Origin of the sequence: Streptomyces sp. NPDC051913, from assembly GCF_044593635.1 — a bacterium.
Classification (GTDB): Bacteria; Actinomycetota; Actinomycetes; order Streptomycetales; family Streptomycetaceae; genus Streptomyces.
The window spans coordinates 20,650-34,320 of sequence record NZ_JBIUCI010000024.1 but is presented as its reverse complement, the minus strand read 5'-3'; the positions used below and the strand labels follow the sequence as shown (position 1 = coordinate 34,320).

Here is a 13,671-nt window from a genome sequence, read left to right as displayed (position 1 = left end):
GGTGACGGATCGAGCGGAGAGACGAGACAGCCCCGGTGCGGGTTGCAAAGAGATGGCAAAACCGCCGAGGCGGGCCTACAGCCCCACGATCGCGTTCCACCGCTTGGAGAACTCCACCCGCTCGCCGGACGTGATGTCCCGTGCGATCACGAGCCGTTCACGCATCTCGTCGTCCGGGAAGATCAGCGTGTTCTCGGCCAGCGCGGCCGTCTCCTCGTCCTTGGAGGAGGCGAGGACGTTCTTCGCGTCCGGCACCGGGCAGACGTAGTTGACCCACCCGGCGAGCTCCGCGGCGACCTCGGGGTCGTAGTAGTAGTCGACGAGCCGCTCGGCGTTGGCCTTGTGGCTCGCGAGGTCGGGGATCATCAGCGAGTCCGACCAGAGCTCGGCGCCCTCCTCGGGGACGACGAAGCGGATGTCGGGGTTGTCGGCCTGGAGCTGGATGACGTCGCCGGAGTAGGCCTGGCAGGCGAGGACGTCACCGCTGACCAGGTCCTTGGTGTAGTCGTTGCCGGTGAAGCGGCGGATCTGGCCGTTGTGCACGTACTTCTCGACCTGGTCGCAGACCTCGTGGAAGTCGTCGGCGGTCCACTTGGTGATGTCCACGCCGTTGCCCTGCATCAGCAGCGCGAACGACTCGTCGAGGCCGGACAGCAGGGTCACACGGCCCTTGAGATCGCTGTCCCACAGCTCGGAGACGTGCCGTATCTCGCGTCCGAGGCGACGGTGGTCGTAGGCGATGCCCGTGATGCCCGACTGCCAGGGCACGGTGTGCGCCCGGCCCGGGTCGAAGGCGGGTGAACGGAGCAGCGGGTCCAGGTACTTGGTGACGTTCGGCTGGTTCGCCCGGTCCATCGCCTGGACCCAGCCGAGGCGGACGAAGCGCGCGCACATCCAGTCGCTCATGACGATCAGATCGCGGTCCGTCGCCTGGTGGTTCATCAGCGCGGGGCTGATCTTGCCGAAGAACTCGTCGTTGTCGTTGATCTCCTCCACGTAGTCGACGGAGATCCCGGTCCTCTTCTCGAAGGCCTCCAGCGTCGGCCGCTTCGTGGTGTCGTCGTCGTCCGTGTCGATGTAGAGCGGCCAGTTCGCCCAGGCCAGCCGCTTGTCATCGGCGGAGAGATCGGCACCGGCCCGGTCGCCCGGCGCCACATAGGCGGCGGGCACGCCGCACCCGGCGAGACCGCCGACCACTGCCCCAGCACCGAGGGCGCGCAACAGGGTCCGACGGGACAGGGGCTTCGAGGTGAGGGACATGCACGGCAGCATGCCCCTCACGCCCTTGGCCGGACAATCGACGCTACGTCAATCCGCGAGAGGCGCACCGGACACCTTGTCGCCCCTTGGCCGCTACGCGTCCAGCGACGTCATCACGTGCTTGATCCGCGTGTAGTCCTCGAACCCGTAACCCGAGAGGTCCTTGCCGTACCCGGACTTCTTGAAGCCGCCGTGCGGCATCTCCGCCACCAGCGGAATGTGCGTGTTGATCCACACGCACCCGAAGTCCAGCTTCTTGGACATCCGCATCGCGCGCCCGTGGTCCTTGGTCCACACGGAAGAGGCCAGCGCGTAGTCGACGCCGTTGGCCCACTCCACGGCCTGGTCCTCGTCCGAGAAGGACTGGACGGTGATGACCGGCCCGAACACCTCGTTCTGGATGATCTCGTCGTCCTGATTCAGCCCGGACACCACGGTCGGCGCGTAGAAGTAGCCCTTCTCACCGACCTGGTGACCGCCGGCCTCGACCTTGGCGTGGGCGGGCAGCCGCTCGATGAACCCGGCGACCTGCTTGAGCTGGTTCGGGTTGTTGAGCGGACCGAACAGCACGTCCTCGTCGTCCGGCTGCCCGGTCTTGGTGTCGGCGGCGGCCTTGGCCAGCGCCGCCACGAACTCGTCGTGGATCGACGACTGCACCAGCACGCGCGTGGCCGCCGTACAGTCCTGCCCCGCGTTGAAGAAGCCGGCCACGGAGATGTCCTCGACGGCCTTGGCGATGTCGCTGTCCTCGAAGACGACGACCGGCGCCTTGCCGCCCAGCTCCAGGTGGACCCGCTTGAGGTCCTTGGACGCGGACTCGGCGACCGACATGCCGGCGCGCACGGACCCGGTGATGGAGGCCATCGCGGGGGTCGGGTGCTCGACCATGAGGCGCCCCGTGTCACGGTCACCCGTCACCACGTTGAAGACACCCTTGGGCAGGATCGAACCGATGATCTCCGCGATGAGGACCGTCGAGGCCGGCGTCGTGTCCGACGGCTTCAGCACGACCGTGTTGCCCGCGGCGAGAGCCGGCGCGAACTTCCACACGGCCATCATCATCGGGTAGTTCCACGGCGCGACCTGCGCGCACACACCCACCGGCTCACGGCGGATGATGGAGGTCATCCCCTCCATGTACTCACCGGCCGAACGGCCCTCCAGCATCCGCGCCGCACCGGCGAAGAACCGGATCTGGTCCACCATCGGCGGGATCTCCTCGGACCGCGTGAGCCCGATCGGCTTGCCGGTGTTCTCCACCTCGGCGGCGATGAGGTCCTCGGCCCGCTCCTCGAACGCGTCCGCGATCTTCAGGAGGGCCTTCTGCCGCTCGGCGGGCGTGGTGTCGCGCCACGCGGGGAAGGCGCGCGCGGCGGCCTCCATCGCGGCGTCGACGTCCGACTGCCCGGACAGCGGCGCGGTCGCGTAGGCCTCGCCCGTCGCGGGGTTGACCACTTCGGTGGTCCGTCCGTCGGCGGCGTCCCGGAACTCACCGTCGATGTAGTTGCGCAGACGACGCAGCTCGGTGCTCACTGACCGGCCTCCTGTGTCGGGTCGAACTGTCCATTGGTTGAGACACCCACCCTAATCGCCCGGCCCACGTTTTCAACACCCCCGATCCCGCCGAATCTGCGAAATCCGCAGGTCTCCGTCACGTAAACAACGAATTTCATCGGTACGGCCTTGCGGAAGTGTCGAGACGTCGTGCACAGTGAGCTCGTGGCCAGTCGAAGCACAGACCCCAGGGACTCGCGGATCACCCGAGAGTCCAGGAACGGCACCCCGCACCTGGATGCCGTGTCCCTCGCCATCGTCGAGCAGCTCCAGGAGGACGGCCGCCGTCCGTACGCCGCGATCGGCAAGGCCGTCGGCCTGTCGGAGGCGGCCGTGCGCCAGCGCGTCCAGAAGCTGCTCGACCAGGGCGTGATGCAGATCGTCGCCGTCACGGACCCGCTCACCGTGGGCTTCCGCCGGCAGGCGATGGTCGGCATCCATGTCGAGGGCGACGTCGAGTCCGTGGCCGACGCGCTGACCTCCATGGCCGAGTGCGAGTACGTGGTGATGACCGCGGGCTCCTTCGACCTGATGGTGGAGATCGTCTGCGAGGACGACGACCACCTCCTGGAGGTCATCAACCGACGTATCCGCGCCATCCCCGGCGTGCGCTCCACCGAGAGCTTCGTTTACCTGAAGCTCAAGAAGCAGACCTACATGTGGGGAACCCGATAACCGTGAGGACCCGATAACCGTGAGCTCCAAGGACCTCAGCCAGACCGCGTACGACCACCTGTGGATGCACTTCACCCGCATGTCCTCGTACGAGAACTCGCCCGTCCCCACCATCGTCCGGGGCGAGGGCACCCACATCTACGACGACAAGGGCAAGCGCTACCTGGACGGTCTCGCGGGCCTGTTCGTGGTCCAGGCGGGCCACGGCCGCGTGGAGCTCGCCGAGGCGGCCTTCAAGCAGGCGCAGGAGCTGGCGTTCTTCCCGGTGTGGTCCTACGCCCACCCGAAGGCCGTGGAGCTCGCGGAGCGGCTCGCGCACCACGCGCCGGGCGACCTCAACAAGGTCTTCTTCACCACCGGCGGCGGCGAGGCGGTCGAGACCGCCTGGAAGCTGGCCAAGCAGTACTTCAAGCTCACCGGCAAGCCGACCAAGTACAAGGTCATCTCCCGCGCGGTCGCCTACCACGGCACCCCGCAGGGCGCCCTGTCCATCACCGGCCTCCCGGGCCTGAAGGCCCCCTTCGAGCCGCTGGTCCCCGGCGCGCACAAGGTGCCGAACACCAACATCTACCGCGCCCCGATCCACGGCGACGACCCCGAGGCCTACGGCCGCTGGGCCGCCGACCAGATCGAGCAGGAGATCCTCTTCGAGGGCCCCGACACGGTCGCCGCGGTCTTCCTGGAGCCGGTCCAGAACGCGGGCGGGTGCTTCCCGCCCCCGCCCGGCTACTTCCAGCGGGTCCGCGAGATCTGCGACAAGTACGACGTGCTCCTGGTGTCCGACGAGGTCATCTGCGCCTTCGGCCGTCTCGGCACGATGTTCGCCTGTGACAAGTTCGACTACGTCCCGGACATGATCACCTGCGCCAAGGGCATGACCTCGGGCTACTCCCCGATCGGCGCCTGCATCATCTCCGACCGCCTGGCCGAGCCGTTCTACAAGGGCGACAACACCTTCCTGCACGGCTACACCTTCGGCGGCCACCCCGTGTCGGCCGCGGTGGGCCTCGCCAACCTCGACCTGTTCGAGCGCGAGAACCTCAACCAGCACGTCCTCGACAACGAGGGCGCGTTCCGCTCGACCCTGGAGAAGCTGCACGACCTGCCGATCGTCGGCGACGTCCGCGGCAACGGCTTCTTCTACGGCATCGAGCTGGTGAAGGACAAGGCCACGAAGGAGTCCTTCAACGACGAGGAGACCGAGCGCGTGCTCTACGGCTTCCTCTCCAAGGCCCTCTTCGACAACGGCCTGTACTGCCGCGCCGACGACCGTGGCGACCCGGTCGTCCAGCTCGCCCCGCCGCTGATCTCCAACCAGGAGACCTTCGACGAGATCGAGCAGATCCTGCGCGCCACGCTCACGGAGGCGTGGACGAAGCTGTAAAGCTGTTCGGCCGTAGCCCGGGGTGCACCCGTCCGAGTGACAGGGGTGCACCCCGGGCCGCGTGCTGTCCGGGGTTACGGCCCCGGCTCCCTAGCGTGCCTGGTAACCGATCGGCCCTGTCTTCGTTCCCCCGCTCGGGGGACCAACGCCAGGGAAAACAGATCAGATACGAGGTGTACGCCCATGGAGGCCCCGCCCGACAACGACGTGCTCTGGGCCCGCGCCCTGCACTTCACGCACCCCGACGGCTCGCCCGCGCTCGGCGGCGTGTCCCTCGGCGTCCGCGAGGGCGAGATCCTCGCGGTGAACGGCCCGCGCGGCAGCGGCAAGACGACGCTGCTCAGCTGTCTGTCGGGGCTGGTCCCGGCGCAACGCGGCGAGGTCTGGTTCAACAGCGTCCCGGTCCACACCATGGGCCCGATGACCCGCGAGCGCCTGCGCCGCGACCGGTTCGGCTGGATCGACCCGGCCCCGGCCCTGGTCCCCGAGCTGAACGTCTGGGAGAACGCCGCCCTCCCCCTGATGCTGCGCGGCACCAGCCGCCGCCGGGCCAAGGTGGCCGCCCTGGAGTGGCTGGAGCGCCTCGACATCGGCGACAGATCCCGCAGCCGCCCCCACGAACTCACCCAGCCGGAACGCCAACGCGCCTGTATCGCCAGGGCGCTCGCCCCCGCCCCGACGGTCCTGTTCGCGGACGAGCCGACGGCCCCCCTGCACCGCGCCGACCGCGCCCACGTCCTGCGCACCCTCACCACCGCGGCCCGCTCCCACGGCATCACGGTCGTCCTGGCCACCCACGACGCCGAGACGGCCGCGCTCGCCGACCGCACGGTCTCGCTGCTGGACGGACGCCGGGTGAACACGGTCCACCTTCCCCCGGTCCAGGAATCGGAACCGGCAGGCCAGGGGGCCGCGTGCTCGCTCTCCGTCTGACCCGCGGCGCCCACCCGGCCGTCCACCTGCGCCGCCTCCTGGTCTCGACGGCCGCGGCCGGAACGGGCTTCCTCCTCCTGTGCACCCTCGGCTACGCCATGGCCCACCAGGACGACCCACGCGGCTCCCTCCTCCGTCTGGCCTGGTGCCTGACCCCGCTGGCCGCCACGGTCCACTTCGCCCTGGCGGTCGCCCGCACCGACCCCGGCACCCGCCCCCGCCCCGGCCTGGCGGCGATCGGTCTGGGCCCGGCCCGCCTGATGGCCGTCTCGGCGGCGACAACGGCCCTGTCCTGCCTGCTCGGTTCGATGGTGGCGCTGCTGTTCTTCCTCCACCTGAGGGGCGACCTGACGGGAATGCCCTTCGACGGCGCGGGCGCGAGCTTCCTGGCGCCGGAGGAACCGCTGCCCCTCCCGGCGGCCCTGACCCTTCTGGGCCTGGTCCCGGTGATCGCCTCGGTGACGGTCGCCTGGGTGATGCGCCCGAGGGACGACAGACCGAGGGGGACGACAAGGTCGTACGGCAGATTCGGAGCCCGCGGAACGGCGGTCGCGAAGGAGACGTTCGGTTCCTACGGCCGCTTCCGGGCCACCCCGTCCGCGCGGGCCGGCGAAACGCCACAGGCCGCAACCCCCACGACGGAAGCCCAGCCGGCCGCCCTGGACGCCACCACCCTCCCCCCAACCCCCCGTGAGCCTCCGAAGGGCCTCCCCTGGGGCATCGCCGTACTCGCGGCCGGCCTCGCCGTAGAGGCGTACGCGGGCCGACAGGACACCACCCCCCTCCCTGGCGGCCTCACCGGCGGAGCTCCCGGCACGCTCATCGGCTGGCTCCTCACCGCACTGGGCCTCGCCCTCGCCGGCCCCGGCCTCGCCCACCTCTGCGGCCGTCTCCTCCAGTCCGCCCACCCCGGCGCCCTCCGCCTCCTGGCCGGCCGCGTGCTCATGGCGGAAGCCACCCGCATCGGCCGCCCCCTCGGCGTGGTCTGCGCGGTCGCGTCCGGCACGTACGCCATGACCACCCTCCACGGCACGACGACGAGCACCCCGGACATCGGCCCGCTCACCACCCTCGGCCTGCTCCTGGTCACCGGCTGCACCCTCGCCACGCTCGCCACCGCGGCCGTGGAGGCGAAGCACGCCCGGGCCGACACCACCGCCGCCCTCCTCCGCCTCGGCGCGCCCGCGACGATGCTCCGCAGCGCGGCGGCCCTGCGGGCAGGCGCGGTACTGGCGCTGTTCGGCCCGCTCACCCTGATCGTGGCGGAACTGGCGGCACTGCCCCTGACTCGCTGAAACCCGTGGGAAAAAAATCTCCGGGCGCCGATGAGTTCCTGATCCGCCCCCGGTCTACCCACCGAACAGCACGCACCCCGATGGGAGAGACCACGATGACCGCGACGCCCTACCAGCAGATGATCTTCATCAACCTGCCCGTGAACGACCTCGACGCGTCGAAGAAGTTCTTCACGGAGCTGGGCTACTCGATCAACCCCCAGTTCAGCGACGAGAACGCGGCTTCCGTCGTGATCAGCGACACCATCGTCGCGATGCTGCTGACCAAGCCCTTCTACGCCACGTTCACCGACAAGGAGATCGTGGACGCGACGAAGAGCAGCGAGGTGCTGGTCTGCCTGAGCGCCGAGAGCCGCGAGAAGGTGGACGAGCTGGTCGAGAAGGCCGTCGCCGCGGGCGGTACCGCCTCGGCGAAGATCCAGGACATGGGCTTCATGTACGGCCGCGCCTTCGACGACCCCGACGGCCACACCTGGGAGGTCGTGTGGATGGACCCGGCGGCGGTCCAGGGCTGATCCACCGGCCGCGACCGGGCGTGCGAGCATGGGCGGGTGCAGACGAGCCCCGCCCATGCGGCACACCACGACGACCGTGAGATCGAGACCGTCGAGGAGTTCGACGCGGTCGTCTCGGCCCGCGGCACCCTCGCCGGATTCCGCGTCCAGGCCGTCGATCTGACCGACCGGACAAGGGAGTTGCTCGCCAACGACACCACGGGTGCCGTCTTCCTCGGGTGCCCCATGCGGGAGAACGCGGCGGCGAAGCTCCGCACGGACGGCGCCCTGGTCTTCCCGCCCGTCCCCGGCCTCCCCTTCGACCCGTACCGCGGCCTTCTCTACTCCCCGGACGAACTGTTCGACGGCTTGGAGAAGGGCTACGAGCACACCCCCGACGCCCTCGCGTACGCCTGGTTCCAGCGCACCAAGGCCGACCGCGACATATACGCGTCGACACTGCGCGCCGTGCACGACGACGCCGTCTCCGACGCCCTCGACGAACTCCTGGGCGGCGCAAGGGTCGTGGGCGTGATGGGCGGCCATGCGACGGCCCGCGGCACGGAGGCGTACGCCGGTGCCGCCCGCCTCGGCCGCGAACTGACCCGCGCCGGGCTCACGGTGGCGACCGGTGGCGGTCCGGGCGCGATGGAGGCGGCCAACCTCGGCGCGTACGGGGCCCCCTTCGAGGACGAGATGCTCGACGAGGCGTGCCGACTCCTCGCCAAGGCGCCGTCGTTCACGCCCTCGATCAGCGACTGGGCGCGCGCCGCCTTCGAGATCCGTACCCGCTGGCCCCGGGGCGGCTGTTCCGTCGGCATCCCGACCTGGTTCTACGGCCACGAGCCGCCGAACCCCTTCGCCTCGCACATCGCCAAGTACTTCGCCAACGCCACCCGCGAGGACGGCCTGTTGGCCCGCTCGAACGCCGGGGTGGTGTTCCTGCCGGGTGCCGCCGGGACCGTACAGGAGATCTTCGACAACGCGACGCCCAACTACTACGAGTCGCGCGGCGAGCCGACCCCGATGGTGCTCGTCGACCGGGCGCACTGGACCGAGCGGCTGCCGACCTGGCCCCTGCTCACGGCACTTGCACGGGAACGTTCGATGGAGTCGCGAATCGCCCTCGTTGACCGAATCGAGGAGGCTCCGGCGGCGCTGAAACGTCTCGGTGGTTAATAAGCAGGCAAAGCCAATGCCTGTGATGCGCTTACACGTTGACACTACTTACGCCACACTTATAAACCTGTGAGCCTCTTGGGAATGGTGTTGCGCATCTCGTGATGCTCCCTCACCACTCCTGCCACCCCCCGCAATTGCGCTTCCCGTAAAGGACAAACGTGGCAGTTCTGTCCATATCCCGCCGCACCGTCGCCCGCTCCGTGCGTGTCCTCGGTGTCGCCACCGCCTCCGCCGCGCTCGCGCTCGGTGCCGCCGGCAACGCGCTGGCGTGCAACATCAACGAGTTCTCCGCCGAAGCCAAGTGCGACGGCGACAAGGGCATCATCAACGTCACCGACGTCGACAAGTCCGGCGTCGAGGCCACCGTCTCCGTGTACCTCGTGGAGAACAACGCCGACGTCCGCAAGGTCGGCGAGCAGACGGTCAAGGGCTCCAAGGAGGGCACGACCATCACCTTCGAGGAGGCCTGGAAGCCCAACGCGGAGTACCGCGTCCACGTGGTGGCCCAGCCTTACATCAAGGGTGAGGACATCAAGCCGAACCTGACGACCCCGGCCACCGCCTGCAAGACGGAGGAGTCCCCGACCCCGACGGCCACGCCGTCGCCGTCGGAGTCCGCCTCCACCCCGGCCGAGGAGTCCGAGTCCCCGACCCCGTCGGCCTCGGAGAGCGAGAGCACGGCTCCCGCCGACTCCACCCCGAGCAGTGCCCCGTCGGCGGCCGGTGAGTCCAACCTCGCCGAGACCGGTGCCAACTCGAACACCGGGATGATCGCGGGCATCGCGGTCGCCCTGGTCGCCATCGGCGGAGGCGCGGTCTTCTTCGGCCTGCGCCGCCGCGGAGCGAACAGCACCCGATAGGCACGACAAGCACGCAACTGTGGCCCGCCCTCCACAAGGAGGACGGGCCACAGCCGTGTCTCTGGGCAACTGCGGGCAGTCGTGCCGCTGGGGCGGCACGGGTGGGCGCAGCGGCACCCCGCAAGCGCGGGCGAGCGAAACCCCGCCCACCCCAGCCCCCGCCAGCCGCACCTGATCAGCAGCCGAGCACGACAACCTCATCCGCGTCGAACTCGACGCCCGTCACGTCCCCCACCTCCGGCGCCGCCCGCAACGCACACGCCGCCTCCAGCACCGGCCCCTCCCCCTCCGGCCGCAACCGCACCGCGACATGCGTCCCCTTGAACGTGCGCGCGACCACAGCGCACCGCAACCCCGCGTCCACGAGCCGCACCCCCGCCGGCCGCACCAGCAGCCTCCGCACCCCCTGCGCGGCCCCCTCGGGCACCGGCACCTTCCCCCACGGCGTGTCCGCGGCCTCCCCGCTCACCGTGCCCTCGACGACGTTCTCGAAGCCGAGGAACCGCGCGACGAACTCGTCGGCCGGCCGCTGCCACACCTCAAGCGGCGTACCCGACTGGGCGATCCGCCCGTCCCGCATCACCACCACCCGGTCGGCGAGCGCGAACGCCTCCCCCTGGTCGTGCGTGACCGCGAGCACGGTCGTCCCCAACCTCCCGAACAACTCCCGCAGCTCGACGACCAGCCGCTCCCGCAGCGAACGGTCCAGCTGCCCGAGCGGCTCGTCCAGCATCAGCAGCCGAGGCCGCGGCGCGAGCGCCCGCGCGAGCGCCACCCGCTGCTGCTCGCCCCCCGACAGGGCGGAGACGGCACGCGGGGCGGCTCCGGGCAGCCCGACGAGGTCGAGCAACTCCCCGACCCGCCCGGCCTGTTCCCCCTTCGGGACCCCGTGCATCCGCATCCCGAACGCCACGTTCCCACCCACGTCCCGCTGCGGGAACAGCTGATGGTCCTGGAACATCAGCCCGACCCCGCGCCTGTGCGCGGCCACTCCCACCTGGTCGCGCCCGTCCAGCAACACCCGGCCCCCGTCGAGGGGTTGCAGCCCGGCCACCACCCGCAGCAGCGTCGACTTTCCGCTCCCGCTCGGCCCGAGGACACACACGATCTCGTGCTCGGCGACCGACAGGTCGACCCCGTCCAGCACGGCCCGCCCACCGAAGCGGACCGTCGCGTCCTCCAGCGCCAGCAGCATCAGAACTCACCCGTCCGGTCGGTCCGCAGCCGTTCAAGGACCAGCAACGCCACCGCGCACACCACCATCAGAATCGTCGAAAGGGCCATGGCCTGGCCGTAGTTGAGGTCACCGGCCCGTCCCAGCAGCCGCGCCACCGCGACCGGCAGCGTCGGGTTGTCGGGCCGTGCGATGAACACGGTCGCCCCGAACTCCCCCAGCGACACGGCGAACGCGAACCCCGCCGCGATCAGCAACGCCCGCCGCACCAGCGGCAGGTCGACCTCCCGCCACACCCGCCACGGCGACGCCCCGAGCACGGCCGCCGCCTCCCGCAGCCGCTGGTCCACGGCCCGCAGCACCGGCAGCATGGTCCGTACGACGAAGGGAACGCCGACCAACGCCTGCGCGAGCGGCACCAGGATCCAGGACGCCCGCAGATCCAGCGGCGGCTCGTCGAGGGCGATCAGGAACCCGAATCCGACGGTCACCGCGGACACGCCCAGCGGCAGCATCAGCAGCGCGTCGAAGCCCCGTACGAACCGCCCCGCGTCCCGCCGCGTGAGCGCCGCCGCGGCGAGACCGCCGATCAGCACCGCGATGACGGTGGCGGCGACGGCGTACTCCAGGGAATTCCCGATCGCGTCGATCGGCGGCACCAGGAACACGCCCCCGTCGGCCGAGGTCAGCGCCCGGTAGTAGCCGAAGTCCGGTGCGTCGAGCGACCGTTGGACGAGGACCGCGAGCGGCAGCACCAACAGCACGGCGATCGTGGCCAGCACCCCGGCAAGGAGCGCCCACTGTCCGGCCCCGCGCGGCCGGCGGGCGGTCGTCGCGGGGGCGACCAGACGCAGCACGCTCTCCCGGCGCCGTACCGTCCACGCGTGCACGGCGAGGATCCCGCCCACCGCCACGAACTGCACCAGCGTCAGAACCGCGGCCGTACCGAGATCGAAGATCTCCGAGGTCTGCCGGTAGATCTCCACTTCGAGCGTCGAGAAGGTCGGCCCGCCGAGGATCTGCACCACCCCGAAGGAGGTGAAGGTGAAGAGGAAGACCATGAGCGCCGCGGCGGCCACGGCCGGCGCGAGCGCGGGCAGCGTGACCTTGCGCCAGGCCCGCCACGAGGAGGCGCCCAGCATCCGCGCGGCCTCCTCCTGCCGCGGGTCGAGCTGCCCCCACAGCCCGCCCACCGTCCGTACGACGACGGCGTAGTTGAAGAAGACGTGCGCGAGCAGGATCGCCCACACGGTGGTGTCCAGACGTACGCCCCACAGCTCGTCCAGCAGCCCGCCGCGCCCGACCAGAGCCAGGAACGCCGTACCGACGACCACCGTCGGCAGCACGAACGGAACGGTGACGACGGCCCGCAGGATCTGCTTGCCGGGGAAGTCGTAGCGGGCGAAGACGTACGCGCCGGGGAGCGCGACCGCGAGCGTCAGCGCGGTGGAGGCGAGCGCCTGCCAGGTCGTGAACCACAGGACGTGCCGGATGTCGGACTGCGCGAGCACATCCGCGATCCGCCCGAACTGCCAGCTCCCGTCCGCCTTGAGCCCGCGCGCGACGATCGCGGCGACGGGCCAGGCGAAGAAGAGCGCGAAGAACGCGACGGGCACGACCATGAGGCCGAGCCGCGCCGCAGCGCCCTTCTGGGAAGGACGGCCGCTTACTTCAGTACGAGCGAGGTCCACGACTTGACCCAGTCGTCACGGTTGTCGGCGATCTTCGCCGGGTCCATGGTCTCGGGGTTCTTGGCGGCGGGACCGTACTTCGTGAACTCGGCGGGCACGGCCGCGCCCTCGACCACCGGGTAGACGAACATGTTGAGCGGCATGTCCTCCTGGAACTGCTTGGTCAGGAGGAAGTCGATGAACGCCTTGCCGCCCTCGCTGTTCTTCGCGTTGCTCAGCAGTCCCGCGTACTCGACCTGCCGGAAGCAGGTGCCGTCGACGACGCCGGTCGGCGCGGTCGAGGGCTTCGGGTCGGCGTAGATGACCTCGGCGGGCGGCGAGGAGGCGTACGAGACGACGAGCGGCCGGTCGGCCTTCGCCTTCTTGCCCCCGGCGGACCCGGAGAACTCCTCGTTGTAAGCCTGCTCCCAGCCGTCGACGACCTTGACGCCGTTGGCCTTGAGCTTGGTCCAGTAGTCCTGCCAGCCGTCGTCGCCGTACTTCGCGGCGGTACCGAGCAGGAATCCCAGCCCCGGCGAGGAGGTGGAGACGTTCTCGGTGACGAGGAGGTTCTTGTAGGCGGGCTTGACCAGATCGTCGTACGACGTCGGCGGCTTGAGCTTGTGCTCGGTGAACCAGGCCTTGTCGTAGTTGAGGCAGATGTCGCCGGTGTCGATGGGCGTGACCTTGCCCCCGTCGACCCGGTACCCGGCCTTGATGGTGCCGGCGCCCTTCGCCTCGTACAACTGGAAGAGCCCGTTGTCGAGCGCCCTGGACAGCAGAGTGTTGTCGACGCCGAAGAAGACGTCGCCCTGCGGGTTGTCCTTGGTCAGGATCGCCTTGTTGACGGCCTGCCCGGCGTCGCCGTCCTCCAGGACCTTGACCTTGTAGCCGGACTCCTTCTCGAAGGCGGCGAGGACACTCTTCGACACGGCCCACGAGTTGTGGCTGACGAGGGTGACGGTCTTGGACTCGCTCTTGGTGCCCTCGTCGGACGACCCGCACGCGGACAGCGCGAGGAGGCCGAGGCCGACGACGACAGCACAGTACTTCTTGCTACTCACGGTGATGACCGAACTTCCTACCCAGAATGACCTGGGCGAGGTTCAGAGGGTCTGCGGCCCGATGGCCGCACTCTCAGCGCTGTGGCGCTCCCCTGTCGGATACGAATATGAAGATGTTCTGACAGC

12 protein-coding genes and 1 riboswitch are annotated in these 13,671 nt (G+C 69.9%); of the genes, 7 read left to right on the top strand and 5 right to left on the bottom strand.

Annotated elements, in window-relative coordinates; all coding sequences use genetic code 11:
* Positions 1–75 precede the first annotated feature (75 nt).
* Both ACIHIX_RS42655 and ACIHIX_RS42650 read right to left on the bottom strand, forming a co-directional pair.
* Positions 76–1,260: a PotD/PotF family extracellular solute-binding protein gene (locus ACIHIX_RS42655; protein WP_399965970.1), complete on the bottom strand. Its 1,185-nt coding sequence runs from the start codon at positions 1,258–1,260 to the stop codon at positions 76–78.
* A 93-nt stretch (positions 1,261–1,353) separates the two neighbouring features.
* Entirely contained in the window at positions 1,354–2,793 is a 1,440-nt protein-coding gene (locus tag ACIHIX_RS42650) for a gamma-aminobutyraldehyde dehydrogenase (protein WP_399965969.1), read from the bottom strand.
* Positions 2,794–2,964: 171 nt separating this feature from the next.
* On the opposite strand from ACIHIX_RS42650, the gene ACIHIX_RS42645 reads away from it, so the two are divergent.
* The 7 genes from ACIHIX_RS42645 (at position 2,965) to ACIHIX_RS42615 (ending at position 9,637) form a co-directional block, all read left to right on the top strand.
* Positions 2,965–3,489 carry an Lrp/AsnC family transcriptional regulator gene (locus ACIHIX_RS42645; RefSeq protein WP_399965968.1) on the top strand — a complete coding sequence of 175 codons (525 nt, stop codon included), beginning with the start codon at positions 2,965–2,967 and terminating at the stop codon, positions 3,487–3,489.
* A gap of 19 nt (positions 3,490–3,508) precedes the next feature.
* A complete protein-coding gene (locus ACIHIX_RS42640; RefSeq protein ID WP_059198005.1) occupies positions 3,509–4,873 on the top strand; it encodes an aspartate aminotransferase family protein in 1,365 nt (454 codons plus the stop codon).
* A 183-nt stretch (positions 4,874–5,056) separates the two neighbouring features.
* Positions 5,057–5,806 (top strand): ABC transporter ATP-binding protein, encoded by a 750-nt coding sequence (locus ACIHIX_RS42635; RefSeq protein ID WP_399965967.1) that lies wholly within the window; start codon positions 5,057–5,059, stop codon positions 5,804–5,806.
* Positions 5,788–7,101 (top strand): hypothetical protein, encoded by a 1,314-nt coding sequence (locus ACIHIX_RS42630; RefSeq protein ID WP_399965966.1) that lies wholly within the window; start codon positions 5,788–5,790, stop codon positions 7,099–7,101. The genes ACIHIX_RS42635 and ACIHIX_RS42630 overlap by 19 nt, the downstream gene beginning before the upstream one ends.
* Positions 7,102–7,196: 95 nt before the next feature.
* Positions 7,197–7,616 carry a VOC family protein gene (locus ACIHIX_RS42625; protein ID WP_399965965.1) on the top strand — a complete coding sequence of 140 codons (420 nt, stop codon included), beginning with the start codon at positions 7,197–7,199 and terminating at the stop codon, positions 7,614–7,616.
* A gap of 36 nt (positions 7,617–7,652) precedes the next feature.
* Positions 7,653–8,774: an LOG family protein gene (locus tag ACIHIX_RS42620; protein ID WP_399965964.1), complete on the top strand. Its 1,122-nt coding sequence runs from the start codon at positions 7,653–7,655 to the stop codon at positions 8,772–8,774.
* Positions 8,775–8,935: 161 nt separating this feature from the next.
* On the top strand, positions 8,936–9,637 hold the full coding sequence (locus ACIHIX_RS42615; RefSeq protein ID WP_399965963.1) for an LAETG motif-containing sortase-dependent surface protein: 702 nt from the start codon (positions 8,936–8,938) through the stop codon (positions 9,635–9,637).
* 175 nt (positions 9,638–9,812) lie between these two features.
* Here the strand turns inward: ACIHIX_RS42615 and ACIHIX_RS42610 are convergent, their stop codons facing one another.
* The 3 genes from ACIHIX_RS42610 to ACIHIX_RS42600 form a co-directional block, all read right to left on the bottom strand.
* Positions 9,813–10,832, bottom strand: coding sequence for an ABC transporter ATP-binding protein (locus ACIHIX_RS42610; protein WP_399965962.1), 1,020 nt, complete (start codon positions 10,830–10,832; stop codon positions 9,813–9,815).
* The gene (locus ACIHIX_RS42605) at positions 10,832–12,433 is read right to left on the bottom strand and encodes an ABC transporter permease (protein WP_399965961.1); all 1,602 of its coding nucleotides are present in this window, start codon (positions 12,431–12,433) and stop codon (positions 10,832–10,834) included. Before ACIHIX_RS42605 ends, ACIHIX_RS42610 begins: the two co-directional genes overlap by 1 nt.
* Positions 12,434–12,477: 44 nt before the next feature.
* On the bottom strand, positions 12,478–13,545 hold the full coding sequence (locus ACIHIX_RS42600; protein ID WP_399965960.1) for a thiamine ABC transporter substrate binding subunit: 1,068 nt from the start codon (positions 13,543–13,545) through the stop codon (positions 12,478–12,480).
* A riboswitch (TPP riboswitch) is annotated at positions 13,542–13,649 on the bottom strand. It overlaps the preceding gene by 4 nt.
* Positions 13,650–13,671: the final 22 nt, after the last annotated feature.